We start from the raw sequence: 22,987 nt of genomic DNA, 5'->3' as shown, positions 1-22,987 counted from the left end.
ACATTCAGTACATGATCTATGTATTATACTCTACTATTATTTCTTGAGTAATATTTATAAGAGGTACATTACCTTTATAACCAGTTTCAACCCAGGGAACTACACGTTCCGACCATGCTTTTTCTTTTTTCCACATAGTCCACGGAATTAATTTGTCGTATTCATTTTCATTAAGAAATAAAATGGATATTGAATCATTATGATTAAGGATTTGTGTAGGAAAACATTTATATGCGTGTTGTTCCCAGTGTGGAGTATTAATACATCTGTAATCGAAGAAAGAGACACAACCTTTCAGCCTAAAAAAACCGTTCGCAGTGTTTCCAAATTCAGAATGATGTAGCAGATGAGAGTTTGGAACTAAAGCACCTGTTTCTTTAATGCTCGGCATATTAGAAGTCGGGGTGACATGGAACACCTTACCTGAAACAATTGGTAGGATGTCATTAGAGTAATTAATTTTGAGCTTATATTTTTTCATACTGACTATTATCGTTATAAAGCATTGGCGATTTTATTTATTTTAATATGTCATAAAGTTTAAAAAAAATCTGTGATAATGATCATTAAATAGATATGTTTTCTTTAAATATTTAACAGAGTGATACAATAACAAGGTGTGTGGTTAATTTTAAATACATTCAGATATGTTGGTTCTACTGATACATGAGCATCGATTATTGTCTATCATATTTTGATATTTATTTAATTAAAGAAATAGATTTAATAGTGTATACTTAGAATTGTTTTTATTGAAGTGTCTCTTTGAGAAAGTTCTGCACTGGCTTTTTCACAGATGTGAAAATTTATAGAGGGTAAAATGATAAAGATTGCTGGCAAAAGAACTGTTTCTGATTGGGAAAGTTTATCAGGAAGTTTAGTCGGTGAATTTTCTGAAAGTAATTGGGGCGAAGCTCTTCATTTTTTTGAAGATAGAATTAATGAACGTTATCTCAATCCTATTGAGCATATAAGAGGCGTTGGTGGGCATAATAATTTACTTGGAGCAGGTTTTGCCATTTGTACGTTGCTTTGTGCTTTAATTGAAAATCTGGAAACTTTTCATAGAGGTATAAATTTTAAGAGCTCACAACCGGGCGAGTATGAATATGGAAATGGTTGTAGTAAAAAATTATTTACGGCTTTTTTAAAAACAAAAGTACCATTTAAATATTTTTTTGAAAACGATCCTAATTTAGCTGACAGTTTTTATACTGGTGTGCGTTGTTCATTGTTGCATGATGCTTCTACTTGTGATGGTTGGGTAATAAATATTGAGGAACATGAAATTATCATTGTCAGAGATGGTAAAAAAATACTTCATCGGACATTGTTTATGGCTGGTATAATTCAGTACATTAATGAATATAAGATATTATTAATGCAACCTGAAAATGATGAGCTTCGTAGTGCTTTTATTAGAAAGTTTGATGGGATTTGTAAAGCAGCAAAAAATTAAAATAAAATTTTGTACTAAGCCACAGCAATATCTCGTGACAAGCTATTGCTGTGTTTGTAGGGAATATGTTATAGCTATAATTTATTCACTTCGATGATATAGGATAATTGCTATAACATCTGCTAATATCTTCTGGTGTGATTTTTCCATATCGTCAAAATGAAATTGGTGCCGATTTATTGCTGCTCTGATTCTTCCTGCAATTGAAAGACAGAGATTCTTTTGATCCTCATCACTAAAACCACCTTGTTCAAGTATGCTCACATATTCCATGCCACGCCAGAATTTTCCAGATTTAAAAATTGGCCAACGCAAGTATTGTTTACAGTATTCTGCGAGTTCGTCTTCATTATCATGGTAGGACTTCGGTGGTTGAAGTAAGCTTAGTTCAGTAAGCAGTTCATTAATAATTTCAGCATAGCTATCTTCTTCTTGTTCAAACTTTTCTTCTTTTGTATCCCAAGTAAGCTCCCAGTTACTCTTTATATGGCTAAGTTGGCGAGTTACCATATGATCGAAAATATCACTAGAGCTAAAAAAACTTATAATTCTTCTATCCATATTTCCTCAGGCAATAAGTAGCCAATGTTTATATATTATATATCATGTATCATGTATCATGTATCATGTATCATGTATCATGTAAATATATGTAGAAATTTATATTTATTGTAAATGTATAGTGCAAAAGACTTAATATTTGTGTTTCCTCTTTTCCAACCAAAGGGCGGAAAAGCAAGGTCAACCCGAAGAAGCATACGCAGTAGCTTCGTAGGGTTAGCCCTTGCTTATCTTATAATTGGTATTACTCATTAAAGAACAATAAGATCTTCGCTTGCACAAGCGAAGCTATAATATAAATCTTGCGATTAATTATTATATAGATATTTAACAAAAACTATTGACATAAATAAAAAATAAGTTATTTATTAAGTATGCCATAAATAAAAGAGTTTTTATGTCATACGTCTCCTGCACCATGTGCAGTTAATATACTACTTGCCCCATATATGGGGATATTGGAAAGGTTACTTTGTTTTTGAAGTAGCCTTTCGTCCTTCAAGGCTCACCATCGCTTCTTGCTCCTACCGAAGCTAGCCAAGTCGAAGAACCTTTTCTATCTGAAGCGACTTCGAACACCCGGTTAAAGTCCAAAAAATGTATCCCATACGTAGACCAAAGAAAAATATACGATAATTACTGTATATTTTTCATTATGTTAGGTTGGTTACTCAGATACTGCTGCATCATCGGAGTATGGGCGTCGAAATTTTCTATTACACTCATGGAGTTAGATCCGGTTCCCTGATGTTAAATGTAGTGTGATGGTTTTTATTTTCGTTGTAATCACATAAGGCGCACATGATACCGGAGTTAATCATTTCAGGGGAAGACACGAAAGGTGAGTTCTTGATGTCGGTTCCGGGAAAAATGCTGCTTTGCAGCGTTTGCTTGTTGGCTGTGGAGAAGGGGCGCAACATTGTCTGGTTGAAGAAACCTTCTCCTTCAGAGCCATAGTCCCCTTTACATTTAAGTTGTAATATAAATGCACCTTAAGAGTATGGAGGCAGCATGTCCGGTAAGCGTATCTCTCGTGAAAAACTGACGATTAAAAGAATGATCGATCTTTATCAAGCGCAATGCCCGCAGGCGTCAGCGGAGCCGGGGCATTACGATGCGCTGTTTGCTTACGCGCAAAAGCGGCTGGATAAATGTGTGTTCGGCGAAGAGAAACCAGCCTGTAAGCAGTGTCCGGTTCACTGTTATCAGCCAGCAAAGCGTGAGGAGATGAAACAGATTATGCGTTGGGCGGGGCCGCGAATGCTGTGGCGTCATCCGATCTTAACCGTGCGTCATCTGATTGATGATAAGCGTCCGGTGCCGGAATTGCCGGAAAAATATCGCCCGAAGAAACCACGTGAATAGCGTGCCGGATAGATCTTCCTGTCCGGCACTCCAGACGATTAAACCAACGCCGCTTTATCAATTCCCAGCCGCTTCATCCGTGACAGCAGGGTCGTGCGTTTTAACCCCAGACGTTGCGCAGCGCCTTTCGAACCCGCGACTACGCCGTTCGTCTCTTTTAATACGCGAACAATCAGTTGATATTCATCTTCGCCTTCCTGAGCGACGACCGTTGCAGCAGGCGGCGTTTCGGGTTCTGGCAGTGAGATATCGGGTAAAGAGAGTTGTAGAACATTACCGCGAGTCAGCAGTACCGCACGCTCAATAACATTTTCCAGTTCGCGCACGTTACCCGGCCATTCCATGTTGCTCAATATGCGCAGTGTCTCGGCAGGAATGCTGTCGATATTGCGCCCCAGTCGGCGGGCAATTTTGAAGGTAAAGGCTTTCGCCAGCAGCGGAATATCTTCCGGGCGCTCGCGTAACGGCGGCAGGTGGATCGGGAAGACGTTCAGGCGGTAATAGAGATCGCTACGGAACTCGCGGTCGGCGACCATTTTTTTCAGATCGCGATTAGTTGCGGCGATTAAACGCACGTCTGTCTGAATGATTTTGTTGCTGCCGAGGCGTTCAAACTCCTGCTCCTGCAATACGCGCAGCAACTTCGGCTGTAACTCCAGTGGCATATCGCCCACTTCATCGAGGAACAGAGAGCTTTTATCCGCCAGTTCAAAACGACCGATGCGCTGGGCGCTGGCACCGGTAAAGGCACCACGTTCATGACCAAACAGATCGCTTTCCAGTAATCCGGCAGGCATCGCCGCGCAGTTCATTTTCACCATGCGACGATTATTACGCCCACTGAGATTATGGATTGCGCGGGCAATCAGCTCTTTACCCGTGCCAGTTTCACCGAGGATCAGAACGGTACTGTCGCTTTGCGCCACCATTTCAACTTGTTTAAGCACGCTGTACATGGCTTCGCTGCGACCAATAATCTCGCCAAATTCACTATCCACTTTGTTGAGTTGTTCCGTCAGGGCAAGGTTTTCATCAACCAGCCGCTCTTTCAGACGGTGGATTTCCTGGTAGGCGAGGGCATTATCCACGGCGATTGCCACTCGTTCGGCAATCTGGCGCAGCAAACTCAGGTTGGTGGTGGTAAATATTTTCTCTTCGCACTGTGCCAGTTTCAGCACGCCCAGCATGGTATTGCCAGACATCAACGGCAGCAGGCACAGCGTCTGGATCTGGTTGCCCCAGGTATCAAACAACATGCGTTCGTAGGGGGCTAAATCATCCCGCTCGTGGAGATTAATCAGCAGCATCTCTTTGCTTTTAAATACGCGCTCGGTGAGGGTTCCGGCCTCATCAACTTCACTCTGTTCGTGAGTGGGATGCTGTTTATCGAGATAGTGAGTGGAGTAGACGTTGAGTTTGTTTTTGCGGTGGCTGCGTAAGACGATGCTGATATCGTCAATGTCGAAGTAGTAGTGGATCTCTTTCGCCACTTCGCTGACCAGTTCGTCCATGTCCAGGCGGGAGAGTACCGCATTGGTGATGGCAACCAGAATGCGGAAGTTATCCCGTTCCCGACATAACAGTTCGTAGTCGACATTGTTGATGATGCGACTCTGAATTTGCTCGGTGACAACAGAAACAATCTGCGTAAAGGTTTGCAGGCGATTGAACTCTTTTTCGCTCCACGGGCGATCGTCATAACGAATAAATTCACAGCCGCCAAAAATATGTCCTTCCGCTGCCTGTGGCATCAGGCAATAGTGACCAAATTTAGGGTATAGCCCGCTTGTGGCCAGTTGTGGCCAGGTTTCACAAAATTCTTCGTAGCTGCAATGCAGCGTATCAGGACGTGACAAAATGCTGCGCACCGGCCCATGTGCCAGAACGGTTTCGTCTTCGTATTTTATAGGGGGTTCTTTGTCACGCGACGCGTAATAAGTCGCACGTTGAGTCTGCGCTTGCCACAACACAATCGCCGCGTTGTCGGCGAGCGCAGAACGCTTTACCAGTTGCGAAAGAGCCTCACACAGCGAGGCCAGATCGGGCTGCTGCAATAGTGTCCGAGTGATGTCGAACAACCCTTGTTGCCCGAGATCACTCATCGGTGTATACGACATGTTGTTCTTCCAGGAAAGCACCGCTAAGCGGTGCAAAAGGTAAATGACAAATTATAGGAGCTTTAGATTTTTATTAGCATATACGAGGCAGCGGTTCGGCGTGAGGTAGATCGAGAGTTCGTTTCACGCCATAAAGCCCTGCGAGACGAACACCTTTACGTTCCACCACTTCGCCAATTAACGCCGCATCCTGTCCTAGTGGATGGGAATGCAGCGCCGCCAACACTTGCTCAGCCGCGTTACGCTCTACGGCAATCACCAGCTTACCTTCGTTGGCAAAGTTGAGGGCGTCCAGCCCCAGCAGCTCACAAACGCCGCGCACGGCAGGTTTAACCGGTAGCGCAGCTTCTGAAAGTTCAATGCCGCAACCGCAGGCTGCCGCAAACTCATGAACCACCGCATTCACCCCACCACGGGTGGCATCGCGCAGCGCCTTCACGCCGGGAATGTCTCGCAGCGTCTGAATCAGCGGCGTCAGCACCGCGCAGTCGCTGACCAGTTCGCCATCCAGCCCCAGTTGTTCGCGCAAGTTAAGGATAGTCGCACCGTGGTCGCCGAGCGTACCGCTAACCAGCAATACATCGCCGGCGGTCAGGGTTTGTGCACCCCAGTGAATATTTGCCGGGATCGCGCCCATGCCTGCGGTGTTGATAAACAGTTTATCTGCCGCCCCACGCTGCACCACTTTGGTATCGCCGGTGACAATAGCAATGCCAGCCGCACGGGCAGTTTCAGCCATGCTGGTGACCACGGCTTTCAGCGTCTCCATCGGCAATCCTTCTTCAAGGATAAATCCACAGGAGAGATAGCGTGGAATTGCGCCGCTGACCGCCACGTCATTCGCCGTGCCGCAAATCGCCAGCTTGCCAATATTGCCACCAGGAAAGAACAGCGGGTCAATGACGTAACTGTCGGTGGAAAAGGCCAGACGGTCGCCTTCCGCCACCAGTTGTGCCAGGTCAAGACGCGCCTGATCTTCCTGCTCAGCCAGCCATGGATTCGCAAAGGCTTCCATAAACAGGCTGTTGATTAATTGCTGCATCGCCTGGCCGCCGCTGCCGTGGGCGAGTTGGATATTATTCACGCTTCACTCTCCTGCTGACGATACTGATACCACGCGGCGCACGCTCCTTCAGAGGAGACCATCAGCGCGCCGAATGCGGTTTGAGGATTACAGGTGTTACCAAACAGCGGGCATTGATGCGGCTTACATTTGCCCGTCAATACTTCGCCACAGCGCGCGCGTGGGTCATCGCAAACCTGCTGCGGTGCCGGGCGGAAATGCGCTTCAGCGTCAAATTGCTGATAATTCGGCGTCAGATGCACGCCTGAGGATTCGATCACCCCAAGGCCACGCCATTCGCTGTCGCCGTTGACGCAGAACACGTCGGCTATCGCCTGTTGCGCCAGCAGGTTACCTGCGTCAGGCACCACCCTACGGTACTGATTCTCTACTTTGCTGTGGGCCGCTATTTTCTGCTCTACCAGCATCACCACGCCTTGTAGTAGATCAAGGGGTTCGAAACCAGCGACCACCAGCGGACGATTAAAATCGCTGGCGATAAAATTATAGGCATCAGTGCCGATAACCATACTAACGTGACCGGGCGCAAGAAACGCGTCGATACCGTTATCTGGCTGTTCCAGCAAACTGCGCAGCGTCGGGATAAGCGTAATGTGCTGGCAGAAGAAGTAAAAATTCTGCACATCGCGGGCTTTCGCCTGTTGCAGAGTGATGGCCGTCGTCGGCATGGTGGTTTCAAAACCTAAGCCGAAGAATACCACTTTACGGGTTGGATTCTCCTGCGCCAGTTTCAACGCATCCATTGGCGAGTAAACGATGCGCACATCGGCACCGCGTGCTTTTGCCTGCAACAGTGACCCCTGTTTTCCAGGTACGCGCATGGCGTCGCCAAAGGTACAGAAAATCACTTCCGGATGGCTGGCAATCTCCACGCAGGTGTCGATTCTGCCCATCGGCAGTACACACACCGGGCAGCCCGGACCGTGGATAAACTCAACGTTTTCTGGCAGTAACTGATCGAGGCCGAATTTAAAAATGGCGTGGGTATGACCGCCACACACTTCCATAATGCGCAGAGGGCGTTCGGCAGTGTAAGAGAGATGTGAAGCACGTTCGCGCAGATGCTCAATTAACTGCATCACCTGTTCCGGCGCGCGATATTCATCAACAAAACGCATTATTTTTCCTCGCCATACAACAGCGCGCCAACATCCGGCTCAACGTCAAACATATTTTGTAATGCGTCGAGGGTGTCGCGCGCTTCGGCTTCATTAATTACGCTCATGGCAAAGCCAACGTGAACCAGTACCCACTGGCCCACGCGCGGCTGACCGTTTTCATCGCAGCTGCCGACTAACGTTAAGTCGACATCGCGCTGAATGCCGCAGACGTCGACTTTCGCCTGGTTGCCGTCAATGGTGCGAATCTGGCCGGGAACGCCTATGCACATCGCTGTGTCTCCAGCCAGTTCAGCCACTGGTCCATCCCTTCGCCGCTGGTGGCGGAAATGAGGATGATTTCAATTTCTGGATTGACTTCGCGGGCGCAGGCGATGCATTTCTCAACGTCGAAATTGAGATACGGCAGCAGGTCAACTTTGTTGAGCAGCATCAGCGAGGCGGCGGCAAACATATGCGGATATTTCAGCGGTTTGTCTTCGCCTTCGGTAACGGAAAGCACCGCAACTTTATGTTTTTCACCCAGATCGAAGCTGGCCGGGCATACGAGGTTGCCGACGTTTTCGATAAACAGAATACCGTTATCGTCCAGTGGCAGACGCGGCGCGGCGTCGGCGATCATCTGTGCGTCAAGATGGCAACCTTTACCGGTGTTCACCTGAATCGCTGGCGTGCCGGTAGCGCGAATACGTGCGGCATCGTTCACGGTTTGCTGGTCGCCTTCAATCACCGCGCACGGAACGCTGTCTTTCAGGCGCATTAAGGTTTCCGTCAGCAGCGTGGTTTTACCGGAACCGGGGCTGGATACCAGGTTGAGCACCAGTTGATTACGGGCAGCAAAACGCGCGCGGTTACGTTCAGCCAGGCGATTATTTTTGTCCAGCACGTCAATTTCGACTTCCAGCATCCGGCGCTGGCTCATGCCCGGCGCGTGTGTGCCTGCTTCGCCATGACCGTAATGCAGGTCGCCCTCTTCGGTCTGGCTGGGGGTAAATTCAGGCGCTTTAATGCCGGTTATTTTCATCTTCGGGCGTGCAGCCGGGGCAAAAGGCGCGCTACGAAACGCGGAATGAGGGTTATGTTCATCACCCTCGATATACAGGTTGCCTTCACCGCAACCGCATGTTGTACACATCGCTCACTCCTGGTCTATTTCTATCCGCCGAATCTGTAAACCGTCGTCTGCCACAATGCGCAGCATGTCGCCATGACACTGTGGGCAGCGGCGGACGCGCTGGGTCAGTAGCGTCACATACTGTTGGCATGTTTCACACCAGCATTCGGCCTCTTGTTCTTCGAGGTGCAGTTTACAACCTTCCGCCACGCTGCCACGGCAAACCAGATCAAAACAAAAGGCAAGAGAGCTGGTTTCGACACAAGAAAATGCGCCAATTTTGAGCCAGACCCCAGTTACGCGTTTTGCACCGTGCTTTGCGGCTTGTTGTTCAATCAATTCCAGTGCCCGTTGGCAGAGGGTTATTTCGTGCATATCGCCTCCCATTAACTATTGCCAGCTATAAGCAATAATTGTGCCAGTGTTGACTATCCCTGCGGTGAATAATGTCGATGATGTCGAAATGACACGTCGACACGGCGTCGAAATTCAGCGGAATCATAAAAATCACCTAAATAACAATGAATTAAAAATTGGCACAAAAAATGCTTAAGGGCAGGCATCTCTGTTAAACGGGTAACCTGACAATGACTATTTGGGAAATAAGCGAGAAAGCCGATTACATCGCACAGCGGCATCGTCGCCTACAGGACCAGTGGCATATCTATTGCAATTCGCTGGTTCAGGGGATCACGTTATCAAAAGCGCGTTTGCATCACGCGATGAGCTGCGCGCCAGATAAAGAACTCTGTTTCGTTCTTTTTGAACATTTTCGCATTTACGTCACCCTGGCGGATGGCTTTAACAGCCATACCATCGAGTATTACGTCGAAACGAAAGATGGCGAAGACAAACAGCGGATTGCACTGGCTCAGTTGAGCAGTGACGGCATGATTGATGGCAAGGTCAACATCCGTAATCGCGAACAAGTGCTGGAACACTATCTCGAAAAAATCGCCGGCGTTTACGACAGCTTATACACCGCCATTGAAAACAATACCCCGGTGAATTTAAGCCAACTGGTAGAGGGACAAAGCTCGGCAGCATGAGCTGAGGCTTTGCCCGTTTTGCAGGCGTCATGCCTGTTTGGGGATGGGCGTGTCGATGAGTGTCGAAAATGACATTTCATCGGCATGTTTTCGTCAAAAATGACAATCACCTGAGGAATGCCTGGTGAATCGTTTTGTAATTGCTGACTCCACGCTCTGTATCGGCTGCCACACCTGTGAGGCCGCCTGTTCAGAGACGCATCGCCAGCACGGCCTGCAATCCATGCCGCGCCTGCGAGTGATGCTAAATGAAAAAGAATCTGCACCGCAGCTCTGTCACCACTGTGAAGATGCGCCCTGTGCGGTGGTCTGCCCGGTTAATGCCATCACCCGCGTTGATGGTGCCGTGCAGTTGAATGAAAGTCTGTGCGTAAGCTGCAAACTTTGCGGCATCGCCTGCCCGTTTGGCGCAATTGAATTTTCCGGCAGCCGTCCGCTGGATATTCCGGCAAATGCCAATACCCCGAAAGCGCCACCGGCACCGCCTGCTCCGGCGCGTGTCAGCACATTGCTTGACTGGGTGCCGGGCATTCGCGCGATCGCCGTCAAATGTGATCTTTGTAGCTTTGATGAACAAGGTCCAGCTTGCGTGCGGATGTGCCCAACCAAAGCCCTGCATCTGGTGGATAACACCGATATCGCCCGCGTCAGCAAACGTAAGCGTGAGCTGACTTTTAATACGGACTTTGGCGATCTCACCTTGTTTCAGCAGGCTCAAAGTGGAGAGGCTAAATGAGCGCAATTTCCCTGATCAACAGCGGCGTGGCGTGGTTTGTTGCCGCCGCTGTTCTGGCATTTCTCTTTTCTTTTCATAAGGCGCTGAGTGGCTGGATAGCCGGGATTGGCGGCGCGGTTGGTAGCGTGTACACAGCAGCAGCAGGTTTCACCGTGCTGACGGGGGCGGTCGGCGTGAGCGGTACGCTGTCACTGGTAAGCTACGATGTGCAAATCTCTCCGCTTAACGCGATTTGGTTGATAACCCTCGGCCTGTGCGGCCTGTTTGTCAGCCTCTACAACATTGACTGGCATCGCCACGCGCAGGTGAAATGCAACGGTTTGCAGATCAATATGCTGATGGTTGCCGCCGTGTGCGCCGTCATTGCCAGCAATCTGGGCATGTTCGTGGTAATGGCCGAAATCATGGCTCTGTGCGCGGTGTTTCTCACCAGCAACAGCAAAGAGGGCAAACTGTGGTTTGCGCTGGGGCGTCTTGGCACTCTGCTGCTGGCGATTGCCTGCTGGCTGGTCTGGCAACGTTACGGCACGCTGGATCTGCGCCTGCTGGATATGCGCGTGCAACAGCTGCCGCTCGGTTCCGATATCTGGCTGCTCGGCGTGATTGGCTTTGGCCTGCTGGCCGGGATTATCCCGCTGCACGGCTGGGTGCCGCAGGCTCATGCTAACGCTTCTGCGCCTGCTGCCGCGCTGTTTTCCACGGTGGTAATGAAAATCGGCCTGCTGGGCATTTTAACCCTGTCTCTGCTGGGCGGTAACGCGCCGCTGTGGTGGGGAATTGCGCTGCTGGTGCTCGGCATGATCACCGCGTTCGTCGGTGGTTTGTATGCGCTGATGGAGCACAACATCCAGCGTCTGCTGGCTTACCACACACTGGAAAATATCGGCATCATCCTGCTGGGGCTGGGGGCTGGCGTAACGGGTATCGCGCTCGAACAACCGGCGCTGATTGCTCTTGGCCTGGTCGGTGGCCTGTACCATCTGCTTAATCATAGCCTGTTCAAAAGCGTACTGTTCCTTGGGGCGGGTAGCGTCTGGTTCCGTACTGGTCATCGCGATATCGAAAAACTCGGCGGCATTGGCAAGAAAATGCCGGTTATCTCCATCGCCATGTTAGTCGGGCTGATGGCAATGGCTGCGCTGCCGCCGTTGAACGGTTTTGCCGGTGAATGGGTTATCTATCAATCCTTCTTCAAACTGAGCAATAGCGGAACGTTCGTTGCCCGTCTGCTGGGGCCGCTGCTCGCCGTGGGGCTGGCAATTACCGGTGCGCTGGCGGTGATGTGTATGGCGAAAGTCTATGGCGTTACGTTCCTCGGTGCGCCGCGTACCAAAGAAGCCGAAAACGCCACCTGTGCGCCGCTCCTGATGAGCGTAAGCGTGGTGGCACTGGCGATTTGCTGCGTGATTGGCGGTGTTGCTGCGCCGTGGCTGCTGCCGATGCTGTCAGCAGCTGTACCTCTGCCGCTGGAGCCTGCTAACACTACCGTTTCTCAACCAATGATCACCCTGCTGCTGATTGCCTGCCCGCTGCTGCCATTCATCATTATGGCGATTTGCAAAGGCGACCGCCTGCCGTCACGTTCCCGTGGCGCGGCATGGGTGTGCGGCTACGACCACGAAAAATCAATGGTGATTACTGCTCATGGTTTTGCCATGCCGGTGAAACAGGCGTTTGCGCCGGTGCTGAAACTGCGCAAAGTGCTGAATCCAGTGTCGCTGGTGCCGGGCTGGCAGAGCGAGGGGAGTGCGTTGCTGTTCCGCCGGATGGCGCTGGTTGAACTGGCGGTGCTGGTGGTGATTATTGTTTCACGAGGAGCCTGAGAATGAGTGTTTTATATCCGTTAATTCAGGCGCTGGTGTTATTTGCCGTTGCGCCGCTGCTCTCCGGTATAACCCGCGTGGCGCGCGCACGCTTGCATAACCGTCGCGGACCGGGCGTGTTGCAGGAATATCGCGACATTATCAAACTGCTGGGGCGTCAGAGTGTTGGCCCGGATGCCTCCGGCTGGGTGTTCCGCCTGACGCCATACGTGATGGTGGGCGTCATGCTGACTATCGCTACCGCGCTGCCGGTGGTGACCGTCGGTTCTCCGCTGCCGCAACTGGGCGATTTGATCACCTTACTGTATCTCTTTGCCATCGCGCGTTTCTTCTTTGCCATTTCCGGTCTGGATACCGGTAGCCCGTTTACCGCTATCGGCGCGAGCCGTGAAGCGATGCTCGGTGTGCTGGTCGAGCCGATGTTGTTGCTCGGCCTGTGGGTCGCGGCGCAGGTTGCCGGTTCCACCAACATCAGCAACATCACCGACACCGTTTATCACTGGCCTCTGAGCCAGAGCATCCCGCTGGTGCTGGCACTCTGTGCCTGCGCATTCGCCACCTTTATCGAAATGGGCAAACTGCCGTTCGACCTTGCGGAAGCCGAGCAGGAGTTGCAGGAAGGGCCGCTCTCTGAATACAGCGGCAGCGGCTTTGGCGTCATGAAATGGGGTATCAGCCTGAAACAGCTGGTGGTGTTGCAGATGTTCGTCGGGGTGTTTATTCCGTGGGGACAAATGGAAACCTTCACCGCTGGCGGGCTGCTGCTGGCGCTGGTGATTGCCATCGTCAAACTGGTGGTCGGCGTCCTGGTTATCGCGCTGTTCGAAAACAGCATGGCCCGTCTGCGTCTTGATATTACTCCGCGCATTACCTGGGCTGGGTTTGGCTTTGCATTTTTAGCGTTCGTCTCCTTGCTGGCGGCGTGATTAAAGAGAGTATGAGCATGTCTGAAGAAAAATTAGGTCAACATTATCTCGCCGCGCTGAATGAGGCATTTCCGGGCGTCGTGCTGGATCACGCCTGGCAGACCAAAGATCAGCTGACCGTGACCGTAAAGGTGAACTATCTGCCGGAAGTGGTGGAGTTCCTCTACTACAAACAGGGTGGTTGGCTGTCGGTACTGTTTGGTAACGATGAACGCAAACTGAATGGTCATTATGCCGTTTACTATGTGCTGTCGATGGAGAAGGGCACGAAGTGCTGGATAACCGTGCGCGTCGAAGTTGACGCCAACAAACCGGAATATCCGTCCGTGACGCCGCGCGTTCCGGCGGCGGTCTGGGGCGAGCGTGAAGTGCGCGATATGTACGGTTTGATTCCGGTTGGTCTGCCGGATGAACGCCGTCTGGTGCTGCCGGATGACTGGCCGGATGAACTCTACCCGTTGCGTAAAGACAGCATGGATTATCGTCAACGTCCGGCACCAACCACCGATGCAGAAACCTACGAGTTCATCAACGAACTGGGTGATAAGAAAAACAACGTGGTGCCGATTGGCCCACTGCACGTTACCTCCGATGAACCGGGTCACTTCCGCCTGTTCGTTGACGGCGAAAACATTATCGACGCCGACTACCGCCTGTTCTACGTCCATCGCGGCATGGAAAAACTGGCGGAAACCCGTATGGGTTACAACGAAGTGACCTTCCTCTCTGACCGTGTGTGCGGGATCTGCGGCTTTGCCCACAGCACCGCCTACACCACGTCGGTGGAAAACGCGATGGGTATTCAGGTGCCAGAACGCGCGCAGATGATCCGCGCCATTCTGCTGGAGGTGGAACGCCTGCACTCGCATCTGCTCAACCTCGGCCTCGCCTGTCACTTTACCGGCTTTGACTCCGGCTTTATGCAGTTCTTCCGCGTGCGTGAATCTTCCATGAAAATGGCGGAGATCCTCACCGGGGCGCGTAAAACTTACGGTCTGAACCTGATCGGCGGGATTCGTCGCGATCTGCTGAAAGATGACATGATCCAGACCCGTCAACTGGCGCAGCAAATGCGTCGTGAAGTACAGGAGCTGGTGGATGTGCTGCTGAGTACGCCAAATATGGAACAGCGCACCGTCGGCATTGGTCGTCTGGATCCGGAAATCGCCCGCGATTTCAGTAACGTTGGCCCGATGGTGCGCGCCAGCGGCCACGCTCGTGATACCCGTGCTGATCACCCGTTTGTCGGTTATGGCCTGCTGCCGATGGAAGTTCACAGCGAGCAGGGCTGCGACGTTATTTCGCGTCTGAAAGTGCGTATCAACGAAGTCTTTACCTCGCTCAATATGATCGACTACGGCCTGGACAATCTGCCAGGCGGCCCGCTGGCGGTGGAAGGATTCACCTACATTCCACACCGTTTTGCGCTGGGCTTTGCCGAAGCGCCGCGCGGCGATGATATCCACTGGAGCATGACCGGCGATAACCAGAAGCTGTACCGCTGGCGCTGTCGTGCCGCGACCTACGCGAACTGGCCGACCCTGCGCTACATGTTGCGCGGCAACACCGTTTCTGATGCGCCGCTGATTATCGGTAGCCTCGACCCTTGCTACTCCTGTACCGACCGCATGACCGTGGTCGATGTGCGTAAGAAGAAGAGCAAAGTGGTGCCGTACAAAGAACTCGAGCGTTACAGCATTGAGCGTAAAAACTCGCCGCTGAAATAAGGAATCGCCATGTTTACCTTTATCAAAAAAGTCATCAAAACCGGCACGGCGACCTCGTCTTATCCGCTGGAGCCGATTGCGGTTGATAAAAACTTCCGTGGTAAGCCAGAGCAGAACCCGCAGCAGTGCATTGGCTGCGCGGCCTGCGTCAATGCCTGCCCGTCAAACGCCTTAACGGTTGAAACCGACCTCACCACCGGTGAGCTGGCGTGGCAGTTCAATCTTGGGCGCTGCATCTTCTGTGGACGCTGCGAAGAAGTCTGCCCGACGGCGGCGATCAAACTGTCGCAAGAGTACGAACTGGCGGTATGGAAGAAAGAAGACTTCCTGCAACAGTCCCGCTTCGCGCTGTGCAACTGCCGCGTCTGCAATCGTCCTTTCGCCGTACAGAAAGAGATCGACTACGCCATTGCGCTGCTTAAGCACAATGGTGACAGCCGCGCGGAAAACCACCGCGAAAGCTTTGAGACTTGCCCGGAATGTAAGCGCCAGAAATGCCTGGTGCCGTCCGACCGTATTGAACTGACTCGCCATATGAAAGAGGCCATCTGATGAGCAATTTATTAGGCCCCCGTGACGCCAACGGCATTCCGGTCCCGATGACGGTGGATGAATCCATCGCCAGCATGAAGGCGTCGTTACTGAAAAAAATCAAACGTTCTGCCTACGTTTACCGCGTGGACTGCGGTGGCTGCAACGGCTGCGAAATCGAAATTTTCGCCACGCTTTCGCCGCTGTTTGATGCAGAACGCTTCGGCATTAAAGTCGTTCCTTCACCGCGTCATGCGGATATTTTACTGTTTACCGGCGCGGTCACCCGTGCAATGCGATCCCCTGCGCTGCGTGCGTGGCAGTCCGCGCCGGACCCGAAAATTTGTATCTCCTACGGTGCCTGCGGTAACAGCGGCGGGATCTTCCACGATCTCTACTGCGTGTGGGGCGGTACGGATAAAATCGTCCCGGTGGATGTTTATATCCCTGGCTGCCCGCCAACGCCTGCCGCCACGCTGTACGGCTTTGCAATGGCGCTCGGCCTGCTGGAGCAGAAAATTCACGCCCGTGGGCCGGGTGAGCAGGATGAACAACCGGCAGAGATCCTGCATGGCGATATGGTGCAGCCGCTGCGCGTGAAAGTGGATCGCGAAGCACGCCGCCTGGCGGGTTACCGTTACGGTCGTCAGATTGCCGATGACTTCCTGACACAGTTAGGGCAGGGCGAAGAACAGGTTGCACGTTGGCTGGAAGCGGAAAACGATCCGCGTCTGAACGAGATTGTCAGCCATCTGAATCATGTTGTTGAAGAGGCGCGTATCCGATGAGTGAAAAGGTGGTGTTCAGTCAACTGAGCCGTAAATTTATTGATGAGAACGATGCCACGCCTTCTGAGGCGCAGCAGGTGGTCTATTACAGCCTGGCGATTGGTCACCACCTTGGGGTTATCGATTGCCTGGAAGCGGCGCTCACCTGCCCGTGGGATGAATATCTGGCATGGATTGCCACTCTGGAGGCGGGCAGCGAAGCCCGCCGCAAAATGGAAGGCGTGCCGAAATATGGTGAGATCGTCATCGACATTAACCATGTGCCGATGCTGGCCAACGCATTCGATAAAGCCCGGGCAACGCAAACTTCGCAGCAGAAGGAATGGAGTACAATGCTGTTAAGTATGCTGCATGATATTCATCAGGAAAACGCCATCTATTTGATGGTGAGGAGACTGCGTGACTGACGTTTTACTCTGTGTTGGCAATAGCATGATGGGCGATGATGGCGCAGGCCCGCTGCTGGCGGAAAAGTGCGCCGCCGCGCCGAAAGGTAATTGGGTGGTGATTGACGGCGGTAGCGCACCGGAAAACGACATTGTCGCCATCCGTGAACTGCGCCCTACGCGGTTACTGATTGTCGACGCCACGGATATGGGGCTAAACCCCGGCGAGATCCGCATCATCGACCCGGATGACATCGCCGAGATGTTTATGATGACTACCCATAACATGCCGTTGAATTACCTTATCGACCAGTTAAAAGAAGACATTGGCGAAGTGATTTTCCTTGGTATCCAGCCGGATATCGTCGGCTTTTACTATCCGATGACCCAACCGATTAAAGATGCGGTAGAAACCGTTTATCAACGACTGGAAGGCTGGGAAGGGAATGGCGGATTCGCGCAGTTAGCGGTGGAAGAAGAGTAGTTCTTCATTAAGGAATTCAGGGAATTGAAAACCAGGACAGGGATGTGCGCTTTTTTATTGAGCTTAGTGCTTCCTGCGCAGGCCACCAGCTTTACCGAGTATCTGCCGATGAGTGACAGCGAATACGCACAAAAGCGGGCGCTGAAACCTCTCCTGACCATGCCTTATTTTACCGATCAAAACTGGCATTTTAGAAAAGTGGGCGTTGCTCGCAGCGTTGTTTGATAACGGGGGATGTTCTTGATGGGGTGAATCAGCTCTGGCTTTTTGCTGAGTGGCTATGAGGGGAATTACGTGCAGACAGACATCACGTTACTACAGAGAGAACAAAGAATGACTGCTAATGCTGCACGCGCTGTTAAAGCAACAAGAGAACTGGTTAATGCAGTCCCCTTTCTGGGAGGCAGTGACTCAGAAGATGATTATCGTGAAGCACTGGAACTGGTCGAATATTTGATTGAAGAGGATGACAGCAATCCACTTATCGACTTTCTGGCGAGCCGCATTGCAGAATATGAAAGCAACAACGAAAAGTTTGCAGAGTTCGACAAAGCCGTTGCTGCAATGCCGGTTGGCGTGGCGTTACTTCGCACGCTGATCGATCAACATAATCTGACCTATGCGGATTTGAAGAATGAAATAGGCTCTAAATCCCTGGTAAGTCAGATTTTGTCTGGACAACGATCCTTGACAATATCGCATATCAAGGCTCTTTCAGCCCGATTTGGCGTTAAGCCGGAATGGTTCCTTTGATTTTTGACTGATGGCAAACGCTAAATTGCCCGATGCGCTGCGCTTATCGAGCCTACAAAGTTCGTGCGACATGTAGGCCGGATAAGGCGTTCACTCCGCATCCGGCACGGTTACTTACTCTAAATCTTCCCCATTACTGGCAATCACTTTTTTATACCACCAGAACGATTTCTTACGCGTGCGCGCCAGCGTGCCGTTACCTGCATCGTCACGGTCTACATAGACAAAACCGTAGCGTTTGCTCATTTCACCCGTTGAGGCGGAAACCAAATCAATACAGCCCCAGGTGGTGTAGCCCATCAGCGGAATGCCGTCTGCAATCGCTTCGCCCATTGCGCGGATATGTTCGCGTAAATAGCTGATGCGATAGTCGTCGTTAATCTCACCATTGGCAGCAAATTCATCTTTTGCGCCCAGGCCGTTTTCCACCAGAAACAGCGGCTTCTGATAACGGTCGTACATCATATTCATGGTGATACGCAGACCGAGTGGATCAATTCCCCAGCCCCAGTCGCTCACTTGCAGATACGGGTTACGCAGCGATTTCACCACGTTCGCCGCACTGCTGTTGTTGGCGTTCATCTCCGCCGAGGCGCAGCGCGAGGCGTAATAGCTGAAAGAGACAAAATCGACGGTGTTTTTCAGGATCTCATCATCGCCCGGTGCTTTGTCGATGGTTACCCCTTTTTCGCGAAATACGCGGGCAGAGTAAGCTGGGTACGCGCCCCGCGCCTGCACATCGATAAAAAACAGGTTTTCCCGATCTTTCTCCAGCGCCGCCCAGACATCTTCCGGCTTGCAACTGTAAGGGTAGAAGTTACCGCCCGCCAGCATACAGCCCACCTGATTTTGCGGGTTAACCTCATGAGCGATTTTGGTGGCTAATGCACTGGCAATCAGCTGGTGGTGTGCGGCCTGATATTTCACCTGATCCTGATTTTCCCCTTCTTCAAACACCAGACCCGCGCCGGAGAACGGGCTATGCAACATAATGTTGATTTCATTGAAGGTTAGCCAGTATTTCACCAGACCATCAAATGCTTCAAAGCAGGTTTGGGCGTAGCGAGTGAAAAACTCCACCAGCTTGCGGTTACGCCAGGAGCCATATTCCGTCACCAGATGCATCGGCACATCGAAGTGGCATAACGTGACCAGCGGTTCGATACCGTACTTTTTACACTCTTCAAAGATAGAACGATAAAAAGCAATGCCCTGCTGGTTGGGCGTCAGCTCATCGCCCTGTGGGAAGAGGCGGCTCCAGGCAATCGAGGTACGGAAAACCTTGAATCCCATCTCTGCCATCAGGGCGATATCTTCTTTATACCGATGATAAAAATCCGTCGCCTCATGGCTGGGGTAAAACTCGTCATCGCGCAACTGAAAACGTTTTTCCAGCCCCAGTTTCACCGCCATTCGATGCTCGCCGTGTGGGATCATATCGACCGTAGTCAGCCCTTTGCCACCTTCACGGAACGCACCTTCAGACTGGTTGGCGGCAAGCGCGCCGCCCCATAAAAAACCTTCTGGAAATACAGACATTTTCATCCTCAATTAAGACTTACTTCTTTGGCGACGGTCGGTTGTACGCTCTGATGTTTTCGTGCCTCGGCAGCCGCTTCCTCAACAGGAATATCCTCAAAGCCGAGCAGCAGTGTGAGGATAAACGACAGCACGACCGCCAGCGCCATGACGGCGAACACCCAGACGATGCTCATTGGATTCGCCGGATCGAAGAACTGCACGCTGGTAAATAGCCCCGGCGCTGCCATTGAGTGGCTGGCAAGCCCCGCCATACCGGCAACCGCACCGCAAATAAAACCGCTGATAAGACTGGCGATAAGCGGACGTTTCAGGCGGATCGCCACGCCGTATAACGCCGGTTCGGAAATCCCCGCCATAATGGCTGATGCCGCCGCAGCCAGTGCCGTCTGGCGCAGTTCCGGGTTTTTCGTTTTCCACGCCACCGCCAGCGATGAACCGCCCAGCGACAGGTTAGCGCCGATCTCTGACGGCATGACCATCCCTTCTTTTCCGGTTTCGGCAATGGTCTGAATGATGGTTGGTGTAAAGACGCGGTGCATCCCGGTCATTACCAGCAGCGGCCACAGCGCGCCCATAATGGCGACTGAAAGCCAGCCCAGATAACCATGAATGGTGTAAACCAGCGCCGAAATGGCGCTACCGATCCAGATACCAATCGGGCCAATCAGCAGGATTGCCAGCGGTGCGGCAATCAACACAATCAGCATTGGCTTGAGGAAGTTTTTCGTCACTGCCGGTGTAATGCTGTCCACCCAGCGTTCGATATATGACAGGCACCAGGTCATCACCAGCGCCGGGATCACCGTGTAGGTGTATTTCACCGCCGTGACCGGAATCAGGGCAAATTCAACATGTTCACCCTGAGCCGCTTTCGCCATCAGCTCAATGAAACTCGGATGTACCAGTACACCCGCGATGGCAATCGCCAGCGACATATTGGTTTTAAATTTGATGGCGGCAGATGCCGCGACCATTAGCGGCAGGAAGAAGAAAGCACCGTCACCAATCACATTCAGGATGGTTAAGGTCGGCGATCCTTTTGTCAGCACACCGCTCATCTCGAGGATCATCGCCAGCAGTTTGACCATCGATCCGCCGATAATCGCCGGGATCAGCGGTGACATAGTGCCGATCAGCGCATCAAGGATCCCTGCACCAATGCGACGTAGCGTGAGCTTGGGTTTACCCACGGGCAGGGCGGGTTGCATATCTCCCGGCAGCAGGCTGACGATTTCCTGAAAGGCTTGTGAAACGGTATTGCCGATAATCACCTGACACTGGTTGTCACTACGTACCACGCCGAGTACGCCGGAGATGGTTTTCAACGTCGGGCTGTCGATAAGCGCATCATCTTTAATAACAAAGCGCAAACGCGTCATACAGTGCGTGACCGCCGAGATGTTATCAACGCCGCCCAGTGCCGCTATCACCGAGCGCGCCAGCGCCGCATAATTTTTGGCCATCGGATTTTATCCTGTTATCAGTAGGGTAGAGGTAGTTGTTATCAGTCGACGTGACGGGAAAATGCCGATGCTGAAACGGAAGTAAGAAACCGGTTTCACAAAATCATGAATAGTTGTCACTAAATAAGCAAGAGAGTTAATTGTTCATTTTTTATATTTGTGAAACCGGTCACCTGAATATTTTTCCCGCTGATTGCGCAAGGACAATCAGCAAACGGTGCAGTAAACTGCGATGACTGCGTGTAAAGGGATGAAAACAATGACGACAATGCTGGAAGTGGCGAAGCGCGCCGGGGTTTCAAAAGCGACCGTTTCCCGCGTGCTTTCAGGTAATGGCTACGTCAGCCAGGAGACGAAAGATCGCGTGTTTCAGGCGGTAGAAGAGAGCGGTTACCGCCCAAATTTGCTGGCGCGCAATCTGTCGGCGAAGAGTACTCAGACGCTGGGGCTGGTAGTGACCAACACGCTTTACCACGGCATTTATTTTAGTGAATTACTGTTTCATGCCGCGCGGATGGCGGAAGAGAAAGGGCGCCAACTGTTGCTGGCTGATGGTAAACATAGCGCCGAAGAAGAGCGCCAGGCGATTCAGTATCTGCTGGATCTGCGCTGCGACGCCATTATGATTTACCCGCGTTTTTTAAGCGTGGATGAGATCGATGACATTATTGACGCGCACAGTCAGCCGATAATGGTGCTTAATCGCCGCCTGCGCAAAAACAGCAGCCATAGCGTCTGGTGCGATCATAAACAGACCAGCTTTAACGCCGTGGCAGAGTTGATAAACGCCGGACATCAGGAGATTGCTTTCCTTACCGGCTCGATGGATTCCCCCACCAGCATTGAGCGTCTTGCCGGGTATAAAGACGCGCTGGCGCAGTATGGTATTGCGCTCAATGAAAAACTTATCGCTAACGGTAAATGGACGCCCGCCAGCGGAGCCGAAGGAGTAGAAACGTTGCTCGCACGTGGGGCTAAATTTAGCGCGTTGGTTGCCAGTAATGACGATATGGCGATAGGGGCGATGAAAGCGTTGCACGAGCGCGGCGTAGCGGTGCCGGAGCAGGTGTCGGTTATCGGATTTGATGATATCGCCATGGCGCCGTACACGATCCCGGCGCTCTCGAGCGTAAAAATTCCGGTGACTGAGATGATTCAGGAAGTTATTGGACGGCTGATTTTTATGCTCGATGGCGGGGATTTCTCACCGCCGAAAACCTTCAGCGGAAAACTGATCCGCCGCGACTCCCTCATTGCTCTTTCGCGATAAACATTGTCATCACATGTCATCGTCACTTGTGTCGATGACATCGTTTTTTTTGCATTACAGATTTTAATTTCCTTAAATAACAGTAAATTAAAAACTGGCATGATTTGTGAATGTATCGGCGCATTAACTGTCATTGCTGGAGAATTTGATGAACCGTTTCATCATTGCTGACGCGAGTAAATGTATTGGTTGCCGTACCTGTGAAGTGGCGTGCGTGGTTTCTCATCAGGAGAATCAGGACTGTGCATCGCTGACCCCGGAAACATTTTTACCGCGTATCCATGTCATTAAAGGTGTGAACATTTCCACGGCGACAGTCTGCCGTCAGTGTGAAGATGCACCGTGCGCTAACGTCTGCCCGAATGGTGCTATCAGCCGTGATAAAGGGTTTGTTCATGTGATGCAGGAACGTTGTATTGGTTGCAAAACCTGCGTTGTGGCTTGCCCGTATGGTGCGATGGAAGTGGTGGTGCGTCCGGTGATTCGCAACAGCGGCGCAGGGCTGAATGTACGGGCTGACAAAGCCGAAGCCAATAAATGCGACCTGTGTAACCATCGTGAAGACGGCCCTGCGTGTATGGCGGCTTGCCCGACCCATGCGCTGATTTGTGTCGATCGTAATAAACTTGAACAACTGAGCGCAGAAAAACGTCGCCGTACGGCGCTGATGTTCTAAAAATCTTACAGAACT

25 protein-coding genes are annotated in these 22,987 nt (G+C 51.4%); 15 read left to right on the top strand and 10 right to left on the bottom strand.

Annotated features, from left to right (window positions below; translation table 11 throughout):
- Positions 1-16: 16 nt before the first annotated feature.
- Positions 17-481, bottom strand: a complete 465-nt coding sequence (locus A7Z06_RS20515; protein ID WP_094185002.1) for a hypothetical protein — start codon at positions 479-481, stop codon at positions 17-19.
- Positions 482-820: 339 nt separating this feature from the next.
- Here A7Z06_RS20515 and A7Z06_RS20510 point away from each other — a divergent pair, with 339 nt between their 5' ends.
- A complete protein-coding gene (locus A7Z06_RS20510; RefSeq protein ID WP_000589955.1) occupies positions 821-1,459 on the top strand; it encodes a hypothetical protein in 639 nt (212 codons plus the stop codon).
- 81 nt (positions 1,460-1,540) lie between these two features.
- Here A7Z06_RS20510 and A7Z06_RS20505 read toward each other — a convergent pair whose 3' ends face one another.
- Positions 1,541-2,020 carry a hypothetical protein gene (locus A7Z06_RS20505; RefSeq protein WP_000375915.1) on the bottom strand — a complete coding sequence of 160 codons (480 nt, stop codon included), beginning with the start codon at positions 2,018-2,020 and terminating at the stop codon, positions 1,541-1,543.
- A 1,011-nt stretch (positions 2,021-3,031) separates the two neighbouring features.
- On the opposite strand from A7Z06_RS20505, the gene A7Z06_RS20500 reads away from it, so the two are divergent.
- Positions 3,032-3,385: a nitrous oxide-stimulated promoter family protein gene (locus A7Z06_RS20500; RefSeq protein WP_000015504.1), complete on the top strand. Its 354-nt coding sequence runs from the start codon at positions 3,032-3,034 to the stop codon at positions 3,383-3,385.
- Between the two features lie 38 nt (positions 3,386-3,423).
- Here the strand turns inward: A7Z06_RS20500 and flhA are convergent, their stop codons facing one another.
- The 6 genes from flhA to hypA all read right to left on the bottom strand — a co-directional run bounded on the left by flhA (position 3,424) and on the right by hypA (position 9,193).
- On the bottom strand, positions 3,424-5,502 hold the full coding sequence (flhA, locus tag A7Z06_RS20495; protein ID WP_105279564.1) for a formate hydrogenlyase transcriptional activator FlhA: 2,079 nt from the start codon (positions 5,500-5,502) through the stop codon (positions 3,424-3,426).
- A 73-nt stretch (positions 5,503-5,575) separates the two neighbouring features.
- On the bottom strand, positions 5,576-6,586 hold the full coding sequence (hypE, locus tag A7Z06_RS20490; protein WP_001059917.1) for a hydrogenase maturation carbamoyl dehydratase HypE: 1,011 nt from the start codon (positions 6,584-6,586) through the stop codon (positions 5,576-5,578).
- Positions 6,583-7,704, bottom strand: coding sequence for a hydrogenase formation protein HypD (hypD, locus tag A7Z06_RS20485; RefSeq protein ID WP_105279563.1), 1,122 nt, complete (start codon positions 7,702-7,704; stop codon positions 6,583-6,585). Before hypD ends, hypE begins: the two co-directional genes overlap by 4 nt.
- Positions 7,704-7,976: a hydrogenase 3 maturation protein HypC gene (gene hypC / locus A7Z06_RS20480; RefSeq protein ID WP_000334881.1), complete on the bottom strand. Its 273-nt coding sequence runs from the start codon at positions 7,974-7,976 to the stop codon at positions 7,704-7,706. The genes hypD and hypC overlap by 1 nt, the downstream gene beginning before the upstream one ends.
- The gene (hypB, locus tag A7Z06_RS20475; protein WP_000337678.1) at positions 7,967-8,839 is read right to left on the bottom strand and encodes a hydrogenase nickel incorporation protein HypB; all 873 of its coding nucleotides are present in this window, start codon (positions 8,837-8,839) and stop codon (positions 7,967-7,969) included. Before hypB ends, hypC begins: the two co-directional genes overlap by 10 nt.
- Before the next feature lie 3 nt (positions 8,840-8,842).
- Positions 8,843-9,193 (bottom strand): hydrogenase maturation nickel metallochaperone HypA, encoded by a 351-nt coding sequence (gene hypA, locus A7Z06_RS20470; RefSeq protein WP_001516945.1) that lies wholly within the window; start codon positions 9,191-9,193, stop codon positions 8,843-8,845.
- A 212-nt stretch (positions 9,194-9,405) separates the two neighbouring features.
- Here hypA and hycA point away from each other — a divergent pair, with 212 nt between their 5' ends.
- The 11 genes from hycA (at position 9,406) to A7Z06_RS20415 (ending at position 18,021) form a co-directional block, all read left to right on the top strand.
- Positions 9,406-9,867, top strand: coding sequence for a formate hydrogenlyase regulator HycA (gene hycA, locus A7Z06_RS20465; RefSeq protein ID WP_000158052.1), 462 nt, complete (start codon positions 9,406-9,408; stop codon positions 9,865-9,867).
- A 124-nt stretch (positions 9,868-9,991) separates the two neighbouring features.
- A complete protein-coding gene (hycB, locus tag A7Z06_RS20460; protein ID WP_001079186.1) occupies positions 9,992-10,603 on the top strand; it encodes a formate hydrogenlyase subunit HycB in 612 nt (203 codons plus the stop codon).
- Complete coding sequence (hycC, locus tag A7Z06_RS20455) at positions 10,600-12,426, top strand: formate hydrogenlyase subunit 3 (RefSeq protein WP_085461076.1); 1,827 nt, start codon at positions 10,600-10,602, stop codon at positions 12,424-12,426. The genes hycB and hycC overlap by 4 nt, the downstream gene beginning before the upstream one ends.
- A gap of 2 nt (positions 12,427-12,428) precedes the next feature.
- Positions 12,429-13,352, top strand: coding sequence for a formate hydrogenlyase subunit HycD (gene hycD / locus A7Z06_RS20450; RefSeq protein WP_000115224.1), 924 nt, complete (start codon positions 12,429-12,431; stop codon positions 13,350-13,352).
- 17 nt (positions 13,353-13,369) lie between these two features.
- Positions 13,370-15,079 (top strand): formate hydrogenlyase subunit HycE, encoded by a 1,710-nt coding sequence (gene hycE, locus A7Z06_RS20445; RefSeq protein ID WP_001288118.1) that lies wholly within the window; start codon positions 13,370-13,372, stop codon positions 15,077-15,079.
- A 9-nt stretch (positions 15,080-15,088) separates the two neighbouring features.
- Positions 15,089-15,631, top strand: a complete 543-nt coding sequence (gene hycF, locus A7Z06_RS20440; RefSeq protein ID WP_000493804.1) for a formate hydrogenlyase subunit HycF — start codon at positions 15,089-15,091, stop codon at positions 15,629-15,631.
- Positions 15,631-16,398 carry a formate hydrogenlyase subunit HycG gene (hycG, locus tag A7Z06_RS20435; protein WP_000067399.1) on the top strand — a complete coding sequence of 256 codons (768 nt, stop codon included), beginning with the start codon at positions 15,631-15,633 and terminating at the stop codon, positions 16,396-16,398. Before hycF ends, hycG begins: the two co-directional genes overlap by 1 nt.
- Entirely contained in the window at positions 16,395-16,805 is a 411-nt protein-coding gene (hycH, locus tag A7Z06_RS20430) for a formate hydrogenlyase assembly protein HycH (protein WP_001291935.1), read from the top strand. The genes hycG and hycH overlap by 4 nt, the downstream gene beginning before the upstream one ends.
- Positions 16,798-17,268, top strand: a complete 471-nt coding sequence (gene hycI / locus A7Z06_RS20425; protein WP_000132961.1) for a hydrogenase maturation peptidase HycI — start codon at positions 16,798-16,800, stop codon at positions 17,266-17,268. The genes hycH and hycI overlap by 8 nt, the downstream gene beginning before the upstream one ends.
- A gap of 24 nt (positions 17,269-17,292) precedes the next feature.
- Positions 17,293-17,493, top strand: a complete 201-nt coding sequence (locus A7Z06_RS20420; protein WP_183082992.1) for a hypothetical protein — start codon at positions 17,293-17,295, stop codon at positions 17,491-17,493.
- A 108-nt stretch (positions 17,494-17,601) separates the two neighbouring features.
- The gene (locus A7Z06_RS20415) at positions 17,602-18,021 is read left to right on the top strand and encodes a helix-turn-helix domain-containing protein (RefSeq protein WP_105279562.1); all 420 of its coding nucleotides are present in this window, start codon (positions 17,602-17,604) and stop codon (positions 18,019-18,021) included.
- Positions 18,022-18,135: 114 nt separating this feature from the next.
- Here A7Z06_RS20415 and ascB read toward each other — a convergent pair whose 3' ends face one another.
- Both ascB and ascF read right to left on the bottom strand, forming a co-directional pair.
- On the bottom strand, positions 18,136-19,560 hold the full coding sequence (gene ascB, locus A7Z06_RS20410) for a 6-phospho-beta-glucosidase AscB (RefSeq protein ID WP_000110325.1): 1,425 nt from the start codon (positions 19,558-19,560) through the stop codon (positions 18,136-18,138).
- Positions 19,561-19,568: 8 nt separating this feature from the next.
- Positions 19,569-21,026 carry a PTS cellobiose/arbutin/salicin transporter subunit IIBC gene (gene ascF / locus A7Z06_RS20405; RefSeq protein ID WP_001107834.1) on the bottom strand — a complete coding sequence of 486 codons (1,458 nt, stop codon included), beginning with the start codon at positions 21,024-21,026 and terminating at the stop codon, positions 19,569-19,571.
- A gap of 259 nt (positions 21,027-21,285) precedes the next feature.
- On the opposite strand from ascF, the gene ascG reads away from it, so the two are divergent.
- Positions 21,286-22,296, top strand: coding sequence for a DNA-binding transcriptional regulator AscG (ascG, locus tag A7Z06_RS20400; protein ID WP_000210330.1), 1,011 nt, complete (start codon positions 21,286-21,288; stop codon positions 22,294-22,296).
- A gap of 148 nt (positions 22,297-22,444) precedes the next feature.
- Entirely contained in the window at positions 22,445-22,972 is a 528-nt protein-coding gene (hydN, locus tag A7Z06_RS20395) for an electron transport protein HydN (RefSeq protein ID WP_001078777.1), read from the top strand.
- Positions 22,973-22,987 lie beyond the last annotated feature (15 nt).

It is taken from the genome of Escherichia sp. MOD1-EC6819, assembly GCF_002965765.1.
Classification (GTDB): Bacteria; Pseudomonadota; Gammaproteobacteria; order Enterobacterales; family Enterobacteriaceae; genus Escherichia; species Escherichia ruysiae.
The sequence above is the reverse complement of the archived record's forward strand: the minus strand, read 5'-3'. Positions and strand labels throughout refer to the sequence as shown.